Origin of the sequence: Metabacillus mangrovi, assembly GCF_009711125.1 — a bacterium.
GTDB classification, from domain to species: Bacteria; Bacillota; Bacilli; order Bacillales; family Bacillaceae; genus Metabacillus_B; species Metabacillus_B mangrovi.
In genome coordinates this window covers 596,724-617,639 of sequence record NZ_WMIB01000001.1, presented here as the reverse complement: position 1 = coordinate 617,639, position 20,916 = coordinate 596,724, and the positions used below count along the sequence as shown (strand labels likewise).

At 46.4% G+C, this 20,916-nt stretch carries 25 protein-coding genes; 21 read left to right on the top strand and 4 right to left on the bottom strand.

What is annotated here, in order from left to right; translation table 11 throughout:
* Positions 1 to 23 precede the first annotated feature (23 nt).
* A complete protein-coding gene (phoU, locus tag GKZ89_RS03325) occupies positions 24 to 683 on the top strand; it encodes a phosphate signaling complex protein PhoU (protein ID WP_155110927.1) in 660 nt (219 codons plus the stop codon).
* Between the two features lie 190 nt (positions 684 to 873).
* On the opposite strand, the gene GKZ89_RS03320 is transcribed toward phoU, so the two are convergent.
* Both GKZ89_RS03320 and GKZ89_RS03315 read right to left on the bottom strand, forming a co-directional pair.
* Complete coding sequence (locus GKZ89_RS03320) at positions 874 to 1,347, bottom strand: MltG/YceG/YrrL family protein (protein WP_155110926.1); 474 nt, start codon at positions 1,345 to 1,347, stop codon at positions 874 to 876.
* Positions 1,344 to 1,694, bottom strand: coding sequence for a hypothetical protein (locus tag GKZ89_RS03315; RefSeq protein WP_155110925.1), 351 nt, complete (start codon positions 1,692 to 1,694; stop codon positions 1,344 to 1,346). The genes GKZ89_RS03320 and GKZ89_RS03315 overlap by 4 nt, the downstream gene beginning before the upstream one ends.
* Positions 1,695 to 1,875: 181 nt before the next feature.
* Between GKZ89_RS03315 and GKZ89_RS03310 the strand changes: the two genes are divergently transcribed.
* From GKZ89_RS03310 to GKZ89_RS03250, 14 genes are all read left to right on the top strand, one after another.
* Positions 1,876 to 2,283: a hypothetical protein gene (locus tag GKZ89_RS03310; RefSeq protein ID WP_155110924.1), complete on the top strand. Its 408-nt coding sequence runs from the start codon at positions 1,876 to 1,878 to the stop codon at positions 2,281 to 2,283.
* Positions 2,280 to 3,425 (top strand): glycosyltransferase family 4 protein, encoded by a 1,146-nt coding sequence (locus tag GKZ89_RS03305; RefSeq protein WP_155110923.1) that lies wholly within the window; start codon positions 2,280 to 2,282, stop codon positions 3,423 to 3,425. Before GKZ89_RS03310 ends, GKZ89_RS03305 begins: the two co-directional genes overlap by 4 nt.
* Positions 3,426 to 3,443: 18 nt before the next feature.
* Positions 3,444 to 5,642 (top strand): nucleotidyltransferase family protein, encoded by a 2,199-nt coding sequence (locus tag GKZ89_RS03300; RefSeq protein ID WP_155110922.1) that lies wholly within the window; start codon positions 3,444 to 3,446, stop codon positions 5,640 to 5,642.
* A 79-nt stretch (positions 5,643 to 5,721) separates the two neighbouring features.
* Positions 5,722 to 5,871, top strand: coding sequence for a 50S ribosomal protein L33 (rpmG, locus tag GKZ89_RS03295; protein ID WP_155110921.1), 150 nt, complete (start codon positions 5,722 to 5,724; stop codon positions 5,869 to 5,871).
* Positions 5,872 to 5,977: 106 nt separating this feature from the next.
* Entirely contained in the window at positions 5,978 to 6,544 is a 567-nt protein-coding gene (locus GKZ89_RS03290) for a 5-formyltetrahydrofolate cyclo-ligase (RefSeq protein WP_155110920.1), read from the top strand.
* A complete protein-coding gene (locus GKZ89_RS03285; RefSeq protein WP_162356409.1) occupies positions 6,537 to 7,328 on the top strand; it encodes a DUF92 domain-containing protein in 792 nt (263 codons plus the stop codon). Before GKZ89_RS03290 ends, GKZ89_RS03285 begins: the two co-directional genes overlap by 8 nt.
* A 70-nt stretch (positions 7,329 to 7,398) precedes the next feature.
* Complete coding sequence (locus GKZ89_RS20965) at positions 7,399 to 7,575, top strand: hypothetical protein (RefSeq protein ID WP_164502874.1); 177 nt, start codon at positions 7,399 to 7,401, stop codon at positions 7,573 to 7,575.
* A gap of 242 nt (positions 7,576 to 7,817) precedes the next feature.
* Positions 7,818 to 8,984, top strand: coding sequence for a rhomboid family intramembrane serine protease (locus tag GKZ89_RS03280; RefSeq protein WP_155110918.1), 1,167 nt, complete (start codon positions 7,818 to 7,820; stop codon positions 8,982 to 8,984).
* Between the two features lie 104 nt (positions 8,985 to 9,088).
* On the top strand, positions 9,089 to 9,289 hold the full coding sequence (locus tag GKZ89_RS03275; protein ID WP_155110917.1) for a YqgQ family protein: 201 nt from the start codon (positions 9,089 to 9,091) through the stop codon (positions 9,287 to 9,289).
* Between the two features lie 62 nt (positions 9,290 to 9,351).
* Positions 9,352 to 10,320 (top strand): ROK family glucokinase, encoded by a 969-nt coding sequence (locus tag GKZ89_RS03270; protein WP_155110916.1) that lies wholly within the window; start codon positions 9,352 to 9,354, stop codon positions 10,318 to 10,320.
* A 396-nt stretch (positions 10,321 to 10,716) separates the two neighbouring features.
* Positions 10,717 to 12,606, top strand: coding sequence for an LTA synthase family protein (locus GKZ89_RS03265; RefSeq protein ID WP_155110915.1), 1,890 nt, complete (start codon positions 10,717 to 10,719; stop codon positions 12,604 to 12,606).
* 110 nt (positions 12,607 to 12,716) lie between these two features.
* Positions 12,717 to 13,841, top strand: coding sequence for a M14 family metallopeptidase (locus tag GKZ89_RS03260; protein ID WP_155110914.1), 1,125 nt, complete (start codon positions 12,717 to 12,719; stop codon positions 13,839 to 13,841).
* Positions 13,842 to 13,877: 36 nt separating this feature from the next.
* Positions 13,878 to 14,945 carry a YqgU-like beta propeller domain-containing protein gene (locus tag GKZ89_RS03255; RefSeq protein ID WP_155110913.1) on the top strand — a complete coding sequence of 356 codons (1,068 nt, stop codon included), beginning with the start codon at positions 13,878 to 13,880 and terminating at the stop codon, positions 14,943 to 14,945.
* A 36-nt stretch (positions 14,946 to 14,981) separates the two neighbouring features.
* Positions 14,982 to 15,296, top strand: coding sequence for an MTH1187 family thiamine-binding protein (locus GKZ89_RS03250; RefSeq protein WP_155110912.1), 315 nt, complete (start codon positions 14,982 to 14,984; stop codon positions 15,294 to 15,296).
* Positions 15,297 to 15,328: 32 nt separating this feature from the next.
* On the opposite strand, the gene GKZ89_RS03245 is transcribed toward GKZ89_RS03250, so the two are convergent.
* Complete coding sequence (locus GKZ89_RS03245; protein ID WP_155110911.1) at positions 15,329 to 15,505, bottom strand: DUF2759 domain-containing protein; 177 nt, start codon at positions 15,503 to 15,505, stop codon at positions 15,329 to 15,331.
* A gap of 177 nt (positions 15,506 to 15,682) precedes the next feature.
* On the opposite strand from GKZ89_RS03245, the gene GKZ89_RS03240 reads away from it, so the two are divergent.
* Positions 15,683 to 16,315 carry an MBL fold metallo-hydrolase gene (locus tag GKZ89_RS03240; protein WP_155110910.1) on the top strand — a complete coding sequence of 211 codons (633 nt, stop codon included), beginning with the start codon at positions 15,683 to 15,685 and terminating at the stop codon, positions 16,313 to 16,315.
* Positions 16,316 to 16,318: 3 nt separating this feature from the next.
* On the top strand, positions 16,319 to 17,362 hold the full coding sequence (locus GKZ89_RS03235) for an SAM-dependent methyltransferase (protein ID WP_155110909.1): 1,044 nt from the start codon (positions 16,319 to 16,321) through the stop codon (positions 17,360 to 17,362).
* A 29-nt stretch (positions 17,363 to 17,391) separates the two neighbouring features.
* Here the strand turns inward: GKZ89_RS03235 and GKZ89_RS03230 are convergent, their stop codons facing one another.
* On the bottom strand, positions 17,392 to 17,637 hold the full coding sequence (locus GKZ89_RS03230) for a DUF2626 domain-containing protein (protein WP_155110908.1): 246 nt from the start codon (positions 17,635 to 17,637) through the stop codon (positions 17,392 to 17,394).
* A gap of 245 nt (positions 17,638 to 17,882) precedes the next feature.
* On the opposite strand from GKZ89_RS03230, the gene GKZ89_RS03225 reads away from it, so the two are divergent.
* The 4 genes from GKZ89_RS03225 to comGB all read left to right on the top strand — a co-directional run bounded on the left by GKZ89_RS03225 (position 17,883) and on the right by comGB (position 20,911).
* Entirely contained in the window at positions 17,883 to 18,263 is a 381-nt protein-coding gene (locus GKZ89_RS03225) for a Spx/MgsR family RNA polymerase-binding regulatory protein (RefSeq protein WP_155110907.1), read from the top strand.
* A gap of 162 nt (positions 18,264 to 18,425) precedes the next feature.
* The gene (locus GKZ89_RS03220) at positions 18,426 to 18,668 is read left to right on the top strand and encodes a hypothetical protein (RefSeq protein WP_155110906.1); all 243 of its coding nucleotides are present in this window, start codon (positions 18,426 to 18,428) and stop codon (positions 18,666 to 18,668) included.
* A gap of 160 nt (positions 18,669 to 18,828) precedes the next feature.
* Positions 18,829 to 19,896: a competence type IV pilus ATPase ComGA gene (gene comGA / locus GKZ89_RS03215; RefSeq protein ID WP_155110905.1), complete on the top strand. Its 1,068-nt coding sequence runs from the start codon at positions 18,829 to 18,831 to the stop codon at positions 19,894 to 19,896.
* Complete coding sequence (gene comGB / locus GKZ89_RS03210; protein ID WP_155110904.1) at positions 19,886 to 20,911, top strand: competence type IV pilus assembly protein ComGB; 1,026 nt, start codon at positions 19,886 to 19,888, stop codon at positions 20,909 to 20,911. The genes comGA and comGB overlap by 11 nt, the downstream gene beginning before the upstream one ends.
* Positions 20,912 to 20,916 lie beyond the last annotated feature (5 nt).

Below are 20,916 nucleotides of genomic sequence, written 5' to 3'. Positions count from 1 at the left end.
GAACAAATCAGGAGGGGATTTACATGGCAGTAAGAGAACAATTTGACTTTGATTTAAACACCTTAAGGCAGAAGCTGATCGAGATGGGGAGCTTGACTGAAATCGCCCTTTCTAAATCCATAGATGCTCTTGAGAATCAAAACATTGAAAAAGCACTGGAAATTATGGAAGAGGACGAGACTGTTGATCAGCTGGATGAAGAAATCAATGATTTATCGATTCTTCTGATCGCAAAACAGCAGCCCGTTGCAACGGACTTAAGAAGAATAATGGTAGCCATCAAAATCTCCAATGAGATGGAGAGAATGGCGGATTTCGCCGTGAATATCGCAAAGTCAGCTATACGGATCGGAGATGATCCTCTCATAAAGCCTATAGAGACGATTAAGAGGATGCACGCGATTGCCAGCGAGATGCTCTCGCTTTCCATTAAAGCATTTAATGAAGAAGATGTTGTACTGGCGAAAAAAGTAGCGGATATGGATGACCAGGTCGATGACCTTTACGGGCAGACCATCCGTGAACTCCTTGAACTTACCCAGACCAGCAGGGATTCCATGCCTCAAATCACGCAGCTATTATTTGTAAGCCGCTATCTTGAAAGGTTTGCGGATCACGCGACTAATATATCCGAGAATATTTTCTACTTGGTTAAAGGAAGGCACTACGATTTAAATAATTAAAGAGAACAGAACCGATCCGGTTTCCTGCAGATGAGAATGCAGGAAGAATTCATTGTTCTCCAATACAAGTGCGAGACCTGCTGCGGCAGAATCACAGCAGAACGCTTTTAGAGGCTCTAAGTATTGTATAAAGACAAAACCCCCGAATCGGATTCGGGGGTTTTGCTGTTGGACGCATGCTTCATGGTCTTTATTTAACGAGCAATTTTGCTGCTTCCTCGTTCGTACGCCCTGTGGGAAGCTTGAAGTTCCCCTGGCGGATTTTAGTATGGAGGCCGGCGTCAATTAAGTATTTAGAAAAGTCTTCAGATGATTGAATGACCTGTCCTTCTTCTAATTGGTCGGCAATTGCATCAATGCTCATCCCGTCATGAATGAAAATCCGGTAAAACTCCTGTTCAGGGGTTTTATTTTGATCTTTGGAAGGGGTTGGATTTTGCGGTTTTTTCTGGGTGCTGAAGGCTTCTTTTGTCTTGATGAGCGATTCATAGTCCTTTCGCTGAATGGACACTTTCCCTTCGCTTGCAAGATACGTGTTCACTTGCTTTTCGGTCAGATCAGCTGATTCCGCCTTTTCATCCGGGGTAAGAAAATAAGTGATCGATAGAATGGCCGTAGCAGAAATGATCCCGGCAGAGAAAGCCTGTATGCTTTTCCGGCTCATGTCAGTACCCTCTCATTCCGTTTAATAATGGCCTGTACCTGTTTTTCAGTAATATTTTCTGATCTGGCAATCCCATCAACCGTCATCCCGTGCTGATATTTTGCCAAAACCTTCTTTTCAATATAGGAATCGAGCTGCTCCTCATGAGAGAGGGACTGAATGTCATTCTGCAGGATTTCTTCCTCCAGCACTTTGACTTTCTTTTTCAGCTTGTAAATTTCCTGCATGGCTGAAAGCTGGAGCTGATCCAAGTCTTTTTCGATCTCCTGAACCTTATCCTTTTTCGTGAATGAATAGACCAGCAGGGCGATCGCTGCAGCCAGCAATACCACGATGACAATTTCCATTAGTCTTCACCTTCTATCAAAGTTTTCACTTATCATTTATATCATAGTTTGTCGAATTTTTTAATGGTTTTTATCGAAATCTGCAAAAAACGATGATATTGAGAAAGAGAATGGAGTTTGCGGTTGCCGGCTGATCCGATATGAATTATAGTAAAGGAAAATAACGAATTGAGGACATCCGTTGACAAAGCATACTGCAGACTGGCTGACAGTTGAACGTCATTCTTCCAGGCTTCTTGCCCGATGGAACATATCTTCCATCACGCAGGAGGCTGCATCCATTTTAATGCAGGAGGATTATGAAAGCCTTTACAAAATAATTCGGTTCAAGTCTTTCGGCTGCCGTGCACAGAAACTGCTTGAAACGGATTATCCCGTTTATTCCTCCTCCGGAGATATGGCCATTCCCATTAAAAGCGGTGTTGATCCGCTGCAGCTGCAGCTCCTGATCTTTAACTCTTCCAATATGAAATTGCATGTTGCCGAATCTTCCGGAACCGATCAGAACCTATTTAATGAAGGAATTCTTCCTGCTTATTTCAGTCATTTTGCTGCTTACACTGATTATGGAGACGAACCAACCTCATGAACCAGTGCTCATCTAAAATTCTCATGCTGACAACCGAATACCCTCCGCACGTGTGGGGAGGGATTGGGACCCATGTTTTTCATCTGACGAACGAACTTGCTCACCATGGTATCACCGGAACGGTTTTAACCCTGCCGTATAAAGAAGGTGACTGCCAGGGCTCCCCCGGTTTTACGATCGCCCGCCCGCTAAGTCCTGACCCTGCTTATTTCAGCAGCACATATGAATGGATCATAAACGTGAATTTGGCTTGGATCCGCTATTTAACTGCCCTGCAAGGCGGCTTTCAGGCTGTACATGCTCATGACTGGCTTACAGCGGGAGCCGCTCTTTATGTGCAAAACAGCATCGGACTTCCTCTCATTGCCACCATTCATTCACTCGAAACCGGCAGGAAAAGAAAATTAAAGACCCATTCAGAAAAATTGATTCATTCAATGGAGAAGAAATTGATTGAGAAAGCAGACAGTCTGATCGTCTGCAGTGATTATATGAAGCAGGAGCTGCTCACGCTTGGAGCAGAAGCCAGGAAAATTACCGTTATCCCCAACGGTGTTTCTCCTTTTCTGAGCCGTGCCGTCGCGCCTGCTCTTCAAGCTCCCTATCTTATGGCGATGGGCAGGTTTGTACCGGAAAAAGGGTTTCAGGACCTATTGAAGGCTTTTGCACGAATGAAACACAAATTGCCGGGATACAAGCTTGTTTTAGCAGGCGAAGGTCCATGCAAACCCCTGTATCAAAAACTGGCGGAGGACTTGAAAATTCAGGATGATGTCATCTTTCCCGGTTTTATGAAAGGGGAAGCGTTGAATAGATATATACATCATGCAGCGATAACCTGTGTGCCAAGCACATATGAGCCATTCGGGATAGCGGCACTGGAATTCATGGCAGCAGGTAAGCCGATGGTCGTTTCAGACGCCGGAGGGCTCCCTGAGGCTGCTGAAGACGGGAAGACAGGGCTTATTTATAAAAGAGGGGAAGTGGAGCAGCTTGCTTCGGCAATCCTGACTCTTGCTTATGATCAGAAAAAGGCAGCAGCACTTGGAACGGGGGCCCGGGCAGCTTCTGAGGCATTCAGCTGGATGGGGGTCGCACAAAAGACATCCGATTTATATAAACGATTACTGCACTCTTGGTGAAAGGCAGGGGTTTTTTATATGAAGGCAGTCATTCTGGCCGGCGGTTTTGGTTCGCGGCTGCAGCCGCTCACGTCGATAAGACCGAAGCCGATGGTTCCGCTGCTTAATAAGCCAGTTCTGGAATACACCATTGAGCATCTTAAAAGACATGGCATGACCGAACTGATTCTGGCGCTATGCTGGAAGAGCAGCATCATTGAACGGCATTTTGGAGACGGCTCCGCGTATGGCGTACGGATTTCGTATGTCCGGGAAAAGGAGCCGCTTGGCACGGCCGGATGCCTGAAGGCGGCAGAGCCGCTGCTTCAGGACACCTTTTTAGTAATAAGCGGAGATACGGTAAGCAGTTTTGACCTCGCGGAAGGAACGGCCGCTCATAAAAAGTCCGGATGCATGGCGACCATTTTTGCAGCAAGCAAGAGCCAGACCGGTGAATACGGCACCCTGATCGCAGATGGTTCCGGTAAAGTCATGGAGTTCCTGGAGAAGCCTCATAAGACAGAGGTGTACAGCGAATCCATTAATTCAGGACTATATGTGTTTGAGCCTGAAATTCTTGAATACATAGACAGCCGGGAACCCCAGGATATCAGCAGGGACGTGCTGCCTAAGCTCCTGAAGAGAGGAGTGAACATGCATCAAGCTGCCGGCTACTGGTCAGACATCGGGTCACACGGAGAATACCGTTCTGCCCAGTTCGATATGCTGGATGGGGTGAAACTGATTTCACCTGACTGGGCTCTGAATGGCACCGGAGAGAAACCGGTCTGTATCGAAGAAGGCTGCTTCATCGAGCAGGGAGCCATACTCGAAGGCCCGCTCCTGATCGGGAGTGGAACAGTGGTTGAAAAAGGGAGCAGGATTGGCCCTTATGCCATCATTGGGGCAGGGTCTCATATCGAATCGGATGCTGTCATCCGCCATTCTATTTTATGGGACCTCCAGCAAATCCGGTCAGGTGCCGTAATAGAAGGGGCGGTCATTGCCAGCAGATGTGATATCTATCCGTACAGTGAGCTGAAAATGGGATCTGTTCTTGGTGAAAACGTCATTCTGGAAGGAGAGAATATCGTGCAGAACCAGGTTAAGATATGGCCCGGTCAAGTGATCGGAAAAGCGGTTCAAGTGGAAGACTCGTTCTGCGGGCGCTATTTTGCAGAAGAAGCCCTCTTTATGAAAAGGGGAAGAATCGAGCTTTCTCCTGCATATGGAGGAAGCGTTCAGTCTGCTAAGGCCGCGCAGGCGTTTGCGGCAGCCTGCGGGAAAACGGGCATCCTCTGCGGAACGGATGGAAATACCCAATCCAGTCTGTTAGCAGCCATTTTCACAGAAAGCTTAAGATCGTTCGGTTGCCCGGTCATGATCGAGAAGACGCCTGTCTCTCCTTCTGGCCTCCGCAATGGCTGCTGCAATCTGAACAAAATGGGCTTATACTTTCTGCAGGACAATGAGACCGTCTTCCTTCACCTCTTCGATGCATCAGGACAAATCATTTCTTCTGAAATAGAGAGATCAATCGAAACGCATTTTCAGCAGGCGACGATGGCTGTGTCCTCTTCGGCAGGGACGAAAACAAAAATTACCGGTCTGGAGAAGGAATTAGCGGCAGTGCTTTCCGGCTGCCATGCGAATGGACTGAATATAGGGATTGAGCTTGATGAGCTTGCGAGCCGGTTTCATAAAATAATTCTGGAAAAATCAGGATTTCGCACTTTTGTTCATACCCCTGCTCAGCAGTTCATAACGGACCAGGATTTTACATTCCGGCTGAATGAAAAAGAACAGACGCTGGAGCTTGCCGGCAGCCAGGGGATGCTGCCCCTCACCGGTACAGTCTTACGTGAGGTCATGCAGGTGGACGCCGGAACTGATACACCGATCCAGCTCTTGTACGCCCTTCTCCAAAAAATGAAGACATGTCCTCACACAGCAGAACAGCTGAACCTTTACTCGAAAGCCGTCTGCAAATTTATTTCCTGCAAAGCTGGGTTTGAAGGAAGGCTGCTCGGACAGATCATTTTAGAAGAGGAGTATGAGAATGTCCATCTGGCAGAAGGGGTCAACATCAGGCACGGGGAAAGCAGCTGGACACGGATTGCAGCAAGCCGGGAGGATGCCATGCTTACCGTGATCACCGTAGACCGTCAGCCTGAAGTAGCAGAGAAAATGAATACGGTTTACTCAAATAAAATAAACACCTTTAAAAGTGAAAAATAGAGTGGCTTTTTCAGAATATCAGTGGTATGATGTTAAAGTCTGATTACATTTAATGATTGAACAGTTTGGAGGGATAAACATGCGTGTGAATATTACACTTGCTTGCACTGACTGTGGTGAGCGTAACTATATCTCTAAAAAGAATAAACGTAACAACCCGGACCGTATGGAGCTTAAAAAATATTGCTCCAGAGATAAAAAAATGACAGTGCACCGCGAAACAAAGTAAGCAGCAGGGAATTCATTTCCTGCTGTTTTTTTCATGTTTTTTAGCTGTGAATACTGTAAACATTACATATATAATAGAAGCAGTACAAGTAAAAGCGGTGAAGAGAATGAATAAAGCAGCATTGCGCGCGAGGATGAAAATCAGGCTTCAGCAAATGAGTGAAGCAGAGTTTCGTAAGGAAACAGCTGAAATACAGGAGTTGTTTTTGCAGTCGGATAGTTGGAAAAATTCACGTACGATTGGTTTGACCATCTCGCAAAATAGGGAAGCAGATACGAAGAGACTGATTGAAGAAGCGTGGAGGCAGGGAAAAGGCGTTGCGGTTCCGAAATGTTATCCGGCAGACCGGAGCATGGAATTCCGCCTTCTGACATCCTATGGACAGCTTGAGACCGTCTACAGCGGTCTGAAAGAACCGGTCATCAGTGAGACACTGCCGGCAGGGAAATCATCAATCGATGTAATGGCCGTACCGGGCATCTGCTTTGATCCGCGAGGATACCGGATCGGCTATGGCGGAGGCTATTACGATCGCTATTTATCTGATTTTAAAGGAGAAACCGTCTCGCTGGCATTTTCCTTTCAGATCCTTCCGCTGATCCCGGCTGAACGATATGATGTCCCTGTCCGGCGAATTATAACGGAAAATGAGGTGCTTCAGTGCCGTGAGTAATCCGATTCATCTTTTGGGACTTCTGCTGATCGGCCTGGTTGCCATTGCAGGCTGGAGAATTAAATCGCTGACGTTAAGCGGTGCAGCAGCAGCCTGTTTCACTGGAATTCTAATCTATATGGGGTATGGCTTTAAAGGTTTGTTTTTGCTTGGTGCTTTTTTTGCAAGCTCGAGTCTACTCAGCAAATACAAACGGAACCGTAAAAAAGTGCTGGATGAAATGCTTGAAAAAGGAGACCGCAGGGACTCCGTGCAAGTGCTGGCGAACGGGGGAATCTCTTCTGTTGCCGGCTTGCTTTTCTGGCTGACCGGCTCTGATATATGGACCGCTGTTTTTTGCACATCGATTGCTGCGGCCAATTCAGACACCTGGGCGTCTGAAATCGGGACCCTCAGCAAGCGTTCTCCACGGATGCTTTTGACCATGAAAAAAGCGGCAAGAGGCACTTCCGGGGCTGTATCTCTGCAAGGGACGGCGGCAGCAGCTGCCGGAGCGGCGTTTATCGCCTGTTTATCCGTCCCGCTTTTCCGTCTCGACCCGTTGTGGGGAATTCTCATCGGCCTGATCGGCTTTGGGGGAAATCTCGCAGATACCATTCTCGGAGGCTCTCTGCAGGTGAAATACAAATGTCCGGTCTGCGGCAGCATAACCGAGAAGAAAACCCATTGCGGTGTGAAAGGAAGCGTCGTCCAAGGTTATTCGTTTTTTAATAATGACCTGGTCAATGCCCTTTCAATCGGAATCGCCGCTGCTCTGTCAGCTGCCTTGTTTATTTTATTTTAAGAGCACTTATTTTTCCTGCAAGGCATAGAAATCCCGGCAATGGCAAACAGTATGAGCAGGAGGGATGAAAATGAACCGTCTGATCGGTTACCTGCTTGCGCTGTTTGTCGGGTATCTGCTCTATCAATTTAGATACCGTTTGCTGAATCTGATTCTGGGGAGCCCTGCCATTCGATCTTATTTTATCCGGCTCTCATTAAAAGTTCCTTTCATCAGGAACAAATTTCTTCATAAGGCTTTTTTCTGAAAAAAAGCAGATCAAGGGAATAGTGTACAGGCATTCAAAAGAGATCCGCGGTCCTGCAGCCGGGATCTTTTTTTCGTTTGGCGAAGCTGGTCAGGCCGGATCAGGGGTGAGGGTTTCAGAGAGAATGAGCTTCTGCATTCCATGCTCCAGTCAGGATTCCGGGAAATCAAGCATCATTGCTTTTTCTTTGCCTTCCGGTCTTGCTATAATAGCCATATCGAATAGAGGCTGGAGAGGTTGCTATGGGTTTAGAACAGGATCTGTTTTTCTGGAATACAGTCGGTCAGCTGATTGATCAGAAGTTTCGCGTGATTACCATGTCAGATGATCAGCAGGAAATTTGGCTTGAGAGTGCAGGAAGAGCAAGCTTCCCGCTTGTGCGCCTTGTCAGAACGGATGCTGACTGGGGAAACAGGCTGGGCCAGGATATTGAACGGACAGCCGCTGTTTTTGAAGAAATCAGGCGGAATAATGAAAGAAAATCACTTAGCGTACTGAATCTGTACTTTAGTACAGAAGCGCCGGTGGATGAATGGGAGCATATCTTTTCCGAACCTTATTCATTCGGGAAAACGGTACTGAAAAATGAACTGATACACGGCGGCAACCGGTCCGAAAAGCTTCAGGCAGCTGAGGACATGCTGTCTGTCCGGCTAGACCGCGCTGCACCTCCCATCAGGGATTATCACGAACTCCAGGCTTATCAGGCAGAAATCATGGAGAAAGAAAAAACAAAAATGAACGAGGAAAAGAAACTATTTGAGTACGGAAAACCAAAATTAACTAAAATTTTCCTGACTGTTCAAATTGTTGTCTTTTTGATGATGGAGCTTGCGGGCGGGAGCCAGAACAATGTGACCCTTCTTAATTTCGGGGCAAAATACAATCCCTCTATTATCGAAGGGGAATGGTGGAGGCTGATCACCCCGATGTTCCTTCATATCGGATTTCTCCACCTGGCGATGAATTCTGTTGCACTGTACTTCATCGGAGAAGCAGTCGAGAAGATGTTCGGCTCTTTCCGCTTTCTCCTGATTTACTTTTTCGCAGGCGCCATGGGGACGCTCGCAAGCTTCGCCTTCAGCCCGGCCATTTCTGCAGGCGCTTCTGGAGCCATATTTGGCTGTTTCGGCGCTCTTCTCTACCTTGGGGCTGTTCAGCGTGAACTGTTCCTCAGAACGATCGGCCCGAACATTCTGGTCGTTATAGGAATCAATCTCGCTCTTGGTTTTGCCATTCCGAATATCGATAATGCAGGTCATATTGGAGGGCTGATCGGCGGGGCCGCCGCCGCATTTGCCGTCCAGCTGCCATCCCGGCCAAAATCAGGGTGGCAGGCTGCCGCTGCCGCCGGAGGAATCGGACTTGCTGTTCTGCTGGCAGCAATCGGCTTCACAAGGTGGCAGTAAGGGGAAACAGCTGCTGATAGGAGCGGCTGTTTTTTTCTTGACTGGGGCAACATTCTCAGATACCTTATATATGAATGCAGTTTCATGATTAATGAGGTGAAGGTTTGAAAACGGTTTACGAAGTCCGTCAGCTTTTAAAGAAGTACGGGACAATTATATATATAGGAGACCGGGTGTCAGATCTGGAACTCATGGAAGAAGAGGTCCGTCAGCTATATGAGATGAAGCTGATCGAAGCGAGGGAATTTCAGCTCGCCATCCTGATCTTGAGACAGGAGATGCAGCTGGAGAAGGAAAAGGGATAACACTGTAAGGGAAAGTGCAAGCGGTTTCCTTATCTACTACATAGAATAAAGGACTGAATCAGATGAGTGAAAAATGGCTGGTTGGCGTAGATCTAGGCGGTACAACAATTAAAATGGCGTTCGTCTCCCTTTATGGAGAAATCATTGCCAATTGGGAAATACCAACAGATAAAACGGGGAAAAATATCACCCTCGACATTGCAAAAGCAATCGATGCGAAGCTTGCAGAGCTCGGGGAAACTAAGCCTAAGCTTGCAGGAATCGGGATGGGGGCGCCAGGACCGGTTGATCTTGCTTCCGGTCTCGTTTACCAAACGGTTAATCTTGGCTGGGTAAACTATCCGCTTAAAGATCATCTTGAAGTGGAAACCGGACTTCCGGCGGTCATTGATAATGATGCCAATATCGCTGCGATCGGAGAAATGTGGAAAGGCGCCGGAGACGGAGCGAAGGATGTCATCCTGGTCACACTCGGAACCGGAGTAGGCGGCGGCCTGATCTCCAACGGTGAAGTGATCCACGGCGTTAACGGTGCCGGAGGGGAGATTGGCCATATCACCTCGATCCCGGAAGGCGGAGCACCATGCAACTGCGGCAAAAGGGGCTGTATTGAGACGATTGCGTCAGCTACGGGCATCGTGCGCATCGCAATGGAAAAATTGAATGCTTCAAAGGATGAAAGCATCCTTCGGAATATATTGGCTGATTCCGGCTTCATCACTTCAAAAGACGTATTCGAATCCGCATCAAAAGGCGATGCCATCTCCCAGGAAGTGGTGGAGTTCGTGACCATGCATCTTGGTCTTGCTCTTTCCAGTGTTGCAAACGGCTTAAATCCGGAAAAAATCGTCATTGGCGGCGGTGTTTCAAAAGCAGGAGAATACTTGCGTGTCAATGTGGAGAAATATTTCAGAAAGTATGCTTTCCCGAGAGTAGCCGAAGCTGCAGGTATCGAAATCGCCACTTTGGGGAACGACGCCGGAGTTATTGGCGGAGCATGGTTAGCAAAAACGCTGCTTACGGATTATTAATGAGAGCGAGTTTACCTGTGCATACTTAAAAGGAGCCTTAAACAAGGCTCCTTTTTTGCTGTTCAGGAGAGGATATAGGAGCCAGTGGCACCTCAAAATGGATAAAGCGTTTACAAAAGTTCCGCTTCATCCACAGGCAGACAGCGGCACATTCTGTAATGGAATAAAAAAATTTTTAACAGCCTGTAATAATCCTCTGGTTTGTCCTTGCGGCATAAGGGGTAAGGATTACAGTCAAAATATAATTCTATCATTGTAATGTAATGCAAGTATTAAAAGGATTGATTTTTTGTAAACGAAGTATTAAGATATGATTTAGCTTACAATAAAATTGCTTACACAAAATGGGAAAAACATATAGTAATGCGCTGTTCTGCCGAACGAGGAGGTAAAGGAATGCGTAAAAACTCAATATCAAAAATTTCTTTTTTACTCATAGCTACATTGCTGATGTGGCTCAAAACGTACATTGTCTATAAAACTAGCTTTGACATTAAAATTGAAAACTGGAAACAGGAGTTTATCCTGTTCATTAATCCGCTAAGCTTCCTGCTCTTTATTTATGGAATCGGATTGTTTATGAAAGAGAAAAACCGGAACCGGTTTGTTTTCATTACAAGTATCGTGCTGACAGGAGTCCTTCTTGCCAACATGGTATTTTACCGTTTCTTTAACGATTTCCTGACGATACCGGTTTTATTCCAGTCAAGCAACATGGGGGACCTGGGGAGCAGTGTCTCGTCCCTGTTTCAGCCGGTTGACGTGCTGCTGTTCGTGGATCTGGTCATCCTGTTCTGGCTTCTCCGCAAGCCGGCATTCCGCACGGACATCCGTGCTACAAGGAAAGAACGCTCAGCTTACTATCTGTTAGTCGCAGCTGTTTTCTTCTTTAACCTTGGGCTCGCTGAAACAGAACGTCCGCAGCTTTTGACTCGTTCTTTTGACCGGGAAATGCTCGTCAAAAACATCAGTGTGTACAACTTCCATGTCTATGATGGAGTCATTCAGTCCAAAACATCTGCACAGCGTGCGATGGCGGACAGTACAAACCTTACAGAAATCGAAAATTACGTAAAAGCCAATAAGAAAGAACCGAACCAGGAGATGAAGGGAATAGCTGAAGGCAGAAATGTCATCATGGTTTCTCTGGAGTCGACCCAGAATTTTGTCCTGAACGGGGCAGAGCTGAACGGCCAGGAAATCTCTCCTTATCTGAATGATTTGGCTGATAAAAGCTACAACTTCACCAATGTATACCACCAGACAGGACAAGGAAAGACATCCGATGCCGAGTTCTTAACAGACAATTCCCTGTATCCTCTCGGACGCGGAGCCGTATTCTTTACGAATCCTGACAACAAGTTTAATGCAACACCTGAAATCCTGAAGGAAAAAGGCTATACATCAGCGGTCTTCCACGCGAACAATAAATCATTCTGGAACCGTGATCTCGTTTACAATGCATTCGGCTATGACCATTTCTATGATGTAGACAGCTATAAAGTAACACCTGAGACTTCAGTTGGATGGGGATTGAAGGACAAGGAATTCTTTGAACAGACGGCAAGTCTGATGAAAGAGCTGCCACAGCCCTTCTATTCCAAATCCATTACACTCACTAATCATTTCCCGTTTGAGCTGAGTGAAGACGACCAGACGATAGATAAGTTTGATTCCAACAGCAAAACGCTCAACAATTACTTTACGACCGTAAAGTATCAGGATGACGCAGTTAAGCAATTTATTGAAAGCCTGAAAAAAGAAGGACTGTATGAGAATTCCATCATCGTCTTCTATGGCGACCACTACGGAATCTCTGAAAACCATAATGAAGCAATGGCCAAATATCTTGGTAAAGAAGTGACGCCATTTGAATCACAGCAGCTCCAGCGCGTACCGTTTATCGTTCATATTCCGGGTGTGACCGACAAGAATCCGAAAGAGATCGATACGGTCGGCGGACAGATCGATATTCGCCCGACTGTTATGAACCTGCTCGGTGTAGACTCAAAAGACAAGGTTGAATTCGGAAACGACTTGTTCTCTAAAGACCGTCTGCCATTCACCGTTATGCGTGATGGAAGCTTTGTCACTGACAAGTATGTGTACACCGGCAACGTTTGTTACGATAAGAGCACCGGCCAGCCTATCGAAGATAAAACAGCGTGCGAGCCGTATATAGCGAAAGCGAAAAAAGAGCTCGATTACTCAGATAAAATCATTTACAGTGACTTACTGAGGTTCTACAACAAAGAAGATCAGAATGAGAAACAGGAAAATAAATAATTCCTTAGTAAGCTCCGGCCAGCATGCCGGAGCTTTTTTTCTGCAGAGAAGAAAAACCTTCTTTCATCTGGGTACCATTCATAAAATAGTGGTCAGAGAGGAGGAGAAACATGAAAGTTATGCTAACAAAAACCATGACGGCAATAGAGCTCGGGTCTCATTTCAGCATACCAGCGGCATTGGTTGAGCAGTCCAATCCAGCTTTGTGTGCACCATACCAAAAAGGAACCGAAGTCCAAATACCTGGTTATGAGTGGAGGGAGGGGGCATCTTCAGCGGAGTCCCCTTGCATGCCGACGATTGAAGGGAAAGGGGCCAAGTATGAGGCGTGCAAAGTAAATGAAACAATTGACTCCCGTCAAATCCGGTATCACTCACAGGCATTTTACCGCGATGTAGAAAAAATCATTCAAAAGTACCCATTTATTCATGCGCATATAATTGGAAAAACCGTCATGGATCAGCCTATAATAGAACTGACAACAGGAATCGGAAAAAGAAAAGTTCATATGAATGCCAGTTTCCACGCTAATGAGTGGATTACTTCTGCTCTTCTGATGGATTGGCTTGAACAATTTGCAGCAGATCTCATACACGGAAACGAACGCTTCGGCCACTCTCCCCTAAAGCTTTTTACGGAAAATTCCCTTTCGATCGTCCCTATGGTCAATCCGGATGGGGTAGACCTCGTATTGAACGGACTTCCGGATGACAGCAGCTATCACAGCAAAATTCTCCAAATCAATCACGATTCCTTAAATTTTACTCAATGGAAAGCGAATCTGCTGGGTGTAGATCTAAACAATCAGTTTCCCGCTCTTTGGGAAATTGAAAAGGAAAGAAAGATTCCGAAATGCCCGGCGCCAAGGGACTATCCAGGTGACTACCCGCTATCTGAGCCTGAATCCATTGCAATGGCTGACCTGGCAGAACGGAAACAATTTGACCGTCTCCTATGTTTTCATACCCAGGGAGAAGAAATCTATTGGGGGTATTTAAACAATGAACCGGAAGAGTCCGGACTGATCGTGAAAGAATTCTGCATTCTGAGCGGCTATGCCGAATTTCGCAACATAGACAGTCACGCCGGCTACCGGGACTGGTTCATGTACACACAAAAAAAAGCCGGGTTTACAATTGAACTCGGAATAGGAGAAAACCCGCTTCCGCTCGATCAATATGAAAGCATCAGGAAAAAAGGAGAAGGAATTTTCCAGGCCGCCCTTTATATGTGAGTGGAAAGAAAAAAATGAAGAAGGGTGAAGGGTATAATGGGCAGCAAACGTTTACTGGCAGCAGCACTGTTCATGCTGCTGATTTCTACAGCTGCAGGCTGTATCTCTCCTTCCGGACCAAAACCTTTAGACGGGAGCGCACCAGCCGGCGAAAAAGATAAGGAGACCAAATCTGAGGAGCGACGGATCATCCCGTATAAGGCTGATGAAACCACCTTTCAGATGACAGGAGGGTGGCTGAGCGGTGATACAGTGGCATTAGCCGAATACAGCGGCGGAGATACGGTTATCAGCTCCTACGGCATTTACACAGGGGAGAAAAAGGAGCTTGCAAAGGTAAACATGGCTGTCACCCATTTTGAAACATCAGCTGACGGGAAATACCTGCTATTACAGGGCAGTACTTCTTCCCGCCACATTGACCTGTTAATGATGGAAGTGAGCGGTGAAGTGAGGTTTGAGCACGAATTCACCTCACATGATCTTTCCTTCGCCTGGAACCGGCAAAACCCGGACCGTTTATTTGTTACAGCTTTTAAAGAGGACTGGTCATTTCATCCTTCCGTGTTCTATCCGCTCAGCGGAGGGGAAATGACCGGACCGATCGATTCACCGTTTGCAGAATGGAATGGAGAGCACACTCTTCTTTATACCGCAGAGGTTCAACAGCCTGACGGAAGCCTTCTTTACGAATATGATATCCGTACTAAAAAAACAAAGCTTGCAGATGAACAGGTTATCGCGCTCTTTCCTGGAGAGAGCGCCCTTGTTACACTTAAGTCCAAAGACGGCAGCGATTACTATTCAGCATCCCTGAACGGCAAAGAATCTGTTTATCCTGCAGCTCTGGCTGACCAAGAAGGGGTCCCTGAAATCCCTTATGCCGAGGCTGCAGGACAGACGTTCTTGACCTACGAATACAGGGATACACGCAATCTCGTTTCGTATTCGTTAACTGATGGGCAGAAAAGAACTGTATTGGAAGACGTGCAGAATGCCCCTCTTCAGTTTTCGCCGGACGGCTCCCTGGTGTTATATGGATATCAGCAGGAAACCATCATCGATCTTCAATCCGGCAGTCTCAAAAGCCTGATCGTCTTCTGATATGATATACTGGGAGAAAAAGAAGGGAAGATCACCATGGCGATAGCGGATGTAACCATTATACCAATCGGCACATCAAGTCCAAGCGTCAGTGCCCATGTGGCGGGAATTCAAAGGATACTGGAGGAATACAGATCCGGAGGGAAAATCGAGTATCAGCTGACACCGATGAACACACTGATCGAAGGAGAGCTTCAAGATTTGTTTGAAGTCATTCAGGCGATACACGAAGCTCCGTTTCAAGAGGGAATATCCAGAGTAGCGACAAATATCAGGATTGATGACCGCCGTGATAAAAAAACCACTCTTCAAGGCAAACTGGAAAGTGTCAGAAGACATTTGGATACATAAAAAAAGCAGCTGGCCTCTATGGGCCAGCTGTTTTATACGTGGTGCGTCGGATAGCCATGATGCCAGATTGTCATAACGGTAAACCATCCAAATACACCAATCGTTGCCACACAAAAAGCGATTCCAAGCAGGCTCTTTTCTTTAAATGCACGCAGTAAGCCATACACGGCTAAAATCGAAATCAAAGAAAAAATAATGACTAATCCCATCGTTCATCCCCCTTGCCATCTCTCCTGGAAAAAAATGAAACAAGATCTCTCCATAATTTTAAACGTTTTCAAAAGCGATGTCGAGTGAAAATTCTGTGATTGAGCCATGCTGATTGAAACTTCCGCCATTTTGCTTAATAATAAGGAAAACAGTATTTATTCTAAAGAGGTGTTACGATGAAATGGGAGAGAATTCCACTGGGACCGCTGCAGACAAATTGCTATGTATTGAGCAGCAAAGAGAAGGAATGTATTGTATTTGATCCGGGCAGTGAAGGGGCAAAGCTGAACGCGCTGATCCAATCACGGGGACTAAAGCCGCTTGCAGTCCTGCTTACACATGCTCATTTTGACCATATCGGGGCGGTTGATGAAGTAAGGGAACGATGGAACATCCCTGTATATGTACATAAAAAAGAAAAAGACTGGCTGGCTTCCCCTGAACTGAACGGCTCTCACTACTTCCAGGCCGGACCGATCCATGCGGGGCCGGCTGATGAATACATCGAGACCGGCAAGCCGCTGACAATCGGACCGTTCACGCTTCGCGTATCCCATACTCCGGGGCATTCTCCCGGAAGCGTCTCCTTTTATCATGAGGAGACGAGAGCGGTATTCAGCGGGGATGTCCTGTTTAAGGAAGGAATTGGACGGACCGATCTCCCGGGCGGAGATCATCAGCTGCTGCTGAAAAGCATCCATGATCATCTGCTGGAACTTCCTGAGGACACGCTGGTACTATCCGGTCATGGCCCGGAAACAACCATTCAGGACGAAATGGACCATAATCCGTTCCTGAACGGTTTTTAAAGGATGAAGCACTTCATTGTGCAGGAATTGAGAAGAAACGGAGGAAGCATACCGTTTTCAGCGTATATGGAGCTTAGCCTGTACCATCCGGAGCACGGCTATTACATGTCGGATAAGCCGAAAATCGGGAGGAACGGAGATTTTTATACAGCCAGTTCCATCTCTGATGTATACGGGACTCTCATGGGCAGGTGGTTTGCTGACCTTTGCGAATCGCGTCAGACCGAGCCTCTATTCTGCGAAGCCGGCGGCGGGACAGGTGCCTTCCTCGCTGCCTTTTTAAAGGAGTGGGAAGCTCGTTCGCCGCAAACTTTCCATTCTGGAAAAGTCTATTGCATCGAAAAAAGCCCCTTTCACCAAGAAAAGCTGCGGCCTTTGGGGGTTACCCTCCTGTCAGATCTATCTGAGCTTCCAGACGGTTTCCCGGGAGTGTTTTTCTCGAATGAGTGGTTTGATGCCATGCCGGTCCGGCTCATAAAAAGAGTAGACGGCAGTCTGTATGAGGCTTGGGTTGGAGAGAAGGATGGCAGTCTTGAATTTATTTATAAAAAATGCGGGGAAGCAGAGAAGTATTATACATGGGCAGGAAATGCTGTACAGGAAGGCTGCACTGCTGAAATACCGGACGGGATGCTGCAAACGCTTAGTGAGCTGAACGATAAGCTCGGGGAAGCAACCGTTGTTACGGCCGATTACGGGCTGTTTCCGGAACAGCTTCAGGAACGGAGAAGCGGGACGATCAGGGGCTTCAGACAGCATCAGCTCATAGCCGATCCGCTCGCATATCCGTTTGAAATGGACCTCACGTACGATATTCCGCTCGAGGCGTATCGGAAGGCAGCGGCTGAATACGGATGGGTGGAACGATTTATAGGGAAGCAGACACCGTTTTTCTGGGAAAATGGGTTGCCCACTCTCCTGCAGGATGACTCCAGCCCTGATCCATTCTCAAAGGCTGCCCGGAGGAACCGGGCGGTCCGCTCCCTTCTTGTACATGATGGGATCAGCAGTTCATTCCATTTTTTGATCCATAAAAAAAGAGGCTGAAGTTCAGCCTCTTTTTTGTATGGAAAGCGTTAGTGGCCGCCCTGGCCCGGAACCATCATAAATGTCGTCCAATACGTAAATCCGACGAAAAAGACGGTTAAATAAGCTCCGAAAATATAAATATACATCCGTTCAGATAATTTAAGATAAGACAAAAAGACAAAAAATACCGTCTGGGCAAAAAACAGCAGTGACATTTCCTTCATATCCCCCAAGTAAAACATGACAGCAAAAATTCCTGTCCAAAAGCCGAGCACACGAAACATCCGGTCCATATGCGATTCCTCCCTTACCCCTCTGGTCCATCCACTTTTATTATAAAGGACGTTTCCTTTCTATGTAAATAAGCGTTTACATTTTGTGCAGGATTTTTAGCTGCTGCGGCTTTTTTTACACTGAAAATTCCTGATGCATATTAGTGTACAAATCCTGTACAAGTAATGTACAATACAAATACAGATATAAAAGCCCCGGTAAGTTTATATATAGGCCTTTGAAAACACTTGAGGAGGAACGTAAAATGAGCGACCTAACTTTTTTCACTTATCCAAGCTGTACATCCTGCAGGAAGACAAAGCACTGGCTGAAAGCAAATGAAGTTGACTTCGAAGAAAGGCACTTATTCCGTGAAACTCCCAATGAAGAAGAATTGAAAAAAATTCTTCAGCTTACAACAGAGGGCATTGACGAAATTTTAGCCACCAGAAGCCAGACCTTTAAAGAATTAAATTTAGATGTAGAAGAAATGACCTTGTCTTCTCTACTGAAGCTGCTGTCAGATGAACCGAAGCTGCTCCGCAGGCCGATCCTGACAGACGGAAAGAAGCTGGTCGTCGGCTACAATCCGCAGGCGCTGAGCAAGCTCGCAAAAAATAACCACCTTCATATGTCCGTCTCTTGAAGAAGGATCACCCGGTCAGGGTGATTTTTTTGTATAAAGGAAAACGAAAGATTTAAGGGAATGGATCACTTTTTTTAGAAAAATTTGGTTTAGTTTTAAGAAAAGCGTGGTATGTTCTTTATAAAGAAATATCTGTGCGATTAAACTAAAGGGGGAGATTCGATGGCGATGTATAAGTTTTTTCTGGAAGGAATCAATACACGAACCATTCCAGTGAATTATGAAGAACCTGTATACGTTACAAATACCTCCAGTATTATCGATGCCACAAAGGCATTTGCAAAAGAAAGCAAATTACATTATGCAGGATATGATCTGCTGAGCAGAGGCTACCGGATCTATTATGAAAAAACGGCCCTTTTAAAACGTAAAAAGAAAACATATATTTATTTTGTTACAGAATGAAATAGTCTATTTTAAACCGTTTCTGAGCGAAAACGGTTTTTTTTATGCAAAAGACTGTTAAAAAAGGATTTTCCCGGTTTCAAAACCGCTGTATCACAAAGTGACGGATCGCAAATAAATGACTATACTTTTCTCAGATACATGAAAGGAGGCGGAACACCTGCGCGATATAATTGTCCTTTGCACAGAATTGGTCAGCCGGGCAATAGAGCTTCATGCATCCGATGTCCACATTGTCCCGAAGGAAGCACATACAGAGGTGCTGTACAGAATTGATGATGAGCTGCTGCAGCAGCAGAGACTGACGAAGGAAGAGTCTCACCGGCTGATCTCGTACTTGAAGTTTGAAGCTTCCATGGACATCGGAGAACGCAGAAAACCCCAAAGCGGGGCAGTCACAGTTTCAATAGAAGATAAACAAATCCCAATCCGTCTCTCCACATTGCCAACCATTTTTGAAGAAAGCCTCGTCATCCGTATTCTCTCCTTCGAGAAACTGCCGCAAGCCTCCCGCATCTCCTTATTCCCATCTGCGACCAAAAAACTGCTTTCCTTTTTTTATCACTCACACGGCCTTATGATTTTTACAGGACCGACGGGATCGGGTAAAACAACGACGTTATACGCGCTGCTCGATTATGCGAAAAAGCACTTCAACCGGAGCATTATCACACTTGAGGATCCGGTGGAAACGAAGAATCAGGAAATGATGCAGGTACAGGTGAATGAAAAGGCAGGAATCACCTACGCGGCCGGACTGCGGGCCATTTTGAGGCATGATCCGGATATTATTATGGTCGGGGAAATCCGCGACGCAGAAACGGCCAAAATTGCGATACGGGCTTCACTGACCGGCCATCTTGTCCTTAGCACGATGCACACGAGAAACGCAAAGGGAGCCCTTTACAGACTGCTCGAATTCGGCGTTCCACAGGCTGAGATGGAGCAGACGCTGATTGCGGTTTCCGCCCAGAGACTTGTCGAACTAAAATGCCCGTTCTGTACAGGAAAATGCTCTCCATACTGTAAAAAAACAAGAAAAGAGAGAAAAGCGGCCGTATTTGAACTTCTTTATGGGAAAAATCTGTCCAGAGCATTTGAAGAGGCGAGGGGTGCTGAAGAGGCAGTTGTGTACCCGGCCTTGAAGGATGTCATTAAAAAGGGGATAGCACTTGGGTACCTCCCGCAGTCAGCCTATCACCGCTGGGTATTTCTGAATGAAGAATAAATGGGGGGGCAAGCAGCAATTTCAATTTATCTCAAGGCTGAACGGACTGATTGAAAAAGGCTATTCACTGGATGAGGCGATCCGCTTCCTCTCTTTTCAGGAGAGCCGTTCCAGGCAGAATGACCTCCGCTTTTGTCTCGAGGAACTAAAAAATGGCAAACCTTTATTTCAAGTGCTTCACCACCTCGGTTTCCATAAGGATGCCGTATCCTATTTGTTTTTTGCCGAACGGCATGGCGATCTTGCTTTCTCGCTTAAGGAAAGCTCAGAACTGCTTCAGCGTAAGCAGGAACAGTTCAGGAAGATCAGCTCTATGCTCCGTTATCCAGCCATCCTGATCCTCATTATGATCGGAGTCCTGTACATCGTTCAGGTGGTGATCGCTCCTCAATTTCTATCCGTCTATGAATCCATGAATATGGAGCCCTCTTTATTCAATATAATCCTGCTGCAGTGCTTTCGCGTTCTGTCCTTTTGTGCAGCAGCTGTCCCGTGCGCTGCTGCTCTTCTTTTCCTGTACTATTATTTCCGCTTCAGAAAGAAGAACCCCTCTACTCAAATGGCAGTTCTGGTAAAGATTCCTCTGTTAAAAGAAACATGCACCCTCTTTAACAGCTACTATATCAGCCTTCAGCTGAGCAATCTTTTAAAGGCCGGACTCTCTTACTATGAAACCCTTCTTATTTTTAAAGAACAAAGCCTGCACCCGTTCTTTAGCGAAGAGGCAGACAGGATGATCGGCAGGCTGAAAAACGGGGAACGCTTTGATCAGCTTTTCCGTCAGCCTCATTATGACGGCCAGCTTTCTGAAATCGTCTCTTACGGGCAAAAAAACGGCATGCTGTACAGGGAACTGTATACTTACAGCCAATTCACACTGACCCGGATGGAAGCGAAGCTGTCAGCCGCAGCCGCAGTCCTTCAGCCTGCTGTATTCAGTGCGGTCGGACTCATCGTCCTGCTCGTTTATCTTTCGATGATTCTCCCGATGTATCAGATGATCAATCAAATATAGGAGGA

Coding starts and splice junctions, on each gene's coding strand:
- phoU (WP_155110927.1), top strand. CDS start 24: ATGGCAGTAAGAGAACAATTTGACTTTGATTTAAACACCTTAAGGCAG.
- GKZ89_RS03320 (WP_155110926.1), bottom strand. CDS start 1,347: ATGAGCCGGAAAAGCATACAGGCTTTCTCTGCCGGGATCATTTCTGCT.
- GKZ89_RS03315 (WP_155110925.1), bottom strand. CDS start 1,694: ATGGAAATTGTCATCGTGGTATTGCTGGCTGCAGCGATCGCCCTGCTG.
- GKZ89_RS03305 (WP_155110923.1), top strand. CDS start 2,280: ATGAACCAGTGCTCATCTAAAATTCTCATGCTGACAACCGAATACCCT.
- GKZ89_RS03300 (WP_155110922.1), top strand. CDS start 3,444: ATGAAGGCAGTCATTCTGGCCGGCGGTTTTGGTTCGCGGCTGCAGCCG.
- rpmG (WP_155110921.1), top strand. CDS start 5,722: ATGCGTGTGAATATTACACTTGCTTGCACTGACTGTGGTGAGCGTAAC.
- GKZ89_RS03290 (WP_155110920.1), top strand. CDS start 5,978: ATGAATAAAGCAGCATTGCGCGCGAGGATGAAAATCAGGCTTCAGCAA.
- GKZ89_RS20965 (WP_164502874.1), top strand. CDS start 7,399: ATGAACCGTCTGATCGGTTACCTGCTTGCGCTGTTTGTCGGGTATCTG.
- GKZ89_RS03280 (WP_155110918.1), top strand. CDS start 7,818: ATGGGTTTAGAACAGGATCTGTTTTTCTGGAATACAGTCGGTCAGCTG.
- GKZ89_RS03270 (WP_155110916.1), top strand. CDS start 9,352: ATGAGTGAAAAATGGCTGGTTGGCGTAGATCTAGGCGGTACAACAATT.
- GKZ89_RS03265 (WP_155110915.1), top strand. CDS start 10,717: ATGCGTAAAAACTCAATATCAAAAATTTCTTTTTTACTCATAGCTACA.
- GKZ89_RS03260 (WP_155110914.1), top strand. CDS start 12,717: ATGAAAGTTATGCTAACAAAAACCATGACGGCAATAGAGCTCGGGTCT.
- GKZ89_RS03255 (WP_155110913.1), top strand. CDS start 13,878: ATGGGCAGCAAACGTTTACTGGCAGCAGCACTGTTCATGCTGCTGATT.
- GKZ89_RS03250 (WP_155110912.1), top strand. CDS start 14,982: ATGGCGATAGCGGATGTAACCATTATACCAATCGGCACATCAAGTCCA.
- GKZ89_RS03245 (WP_155110911.1), bottom strand. CDS start 15,505: ATGGGATTAGTCATTATTTTTTCTTTGATTTCGATTTTAGCCGTGTAT.
- GKZ89_RS03240 (WP_155110910.1), top strand. CDS start 15,683: ATGAAATGGGAGAGAATTCCACTGGGACCGCTGCAGACAAATTGCTAT.
- GKZ89_RS03235 (WP_155110909.1), top strand. CDS start 16,319: ATGAAGCACTTCATTGTGCAGGAATTGAGAAGAAACGGAGGAAGCATA.
- GKZ89_RS03230 (WP_155110908.1), bottom strand. CDS start 17,637: ATGGACCGGATGTTTCGTGTGCTCGGCTTTTGGACAGGAATTTTTGCT.
- GKZ89_RS03225 (WP_155110907.1), top strand. CDS start 17,883: ATGAGCGACCTAACTTTTTTCACTTATCCAAGCTGTACATCCTGCAGG.
- GKZ89_RS03220 (WP_155110906.1), top strand. CDS start 18,426: ATGGCGATGTATAAGTTTTTTCTGGAAGGAATCAATACACGAACCATT.
- comGB (WP_155110904.1), top strand. CDS start 19,886: ATGAAGAATAAATGGGGGGGCAAGCAGCAATTTCAATTTATCTCAAGG.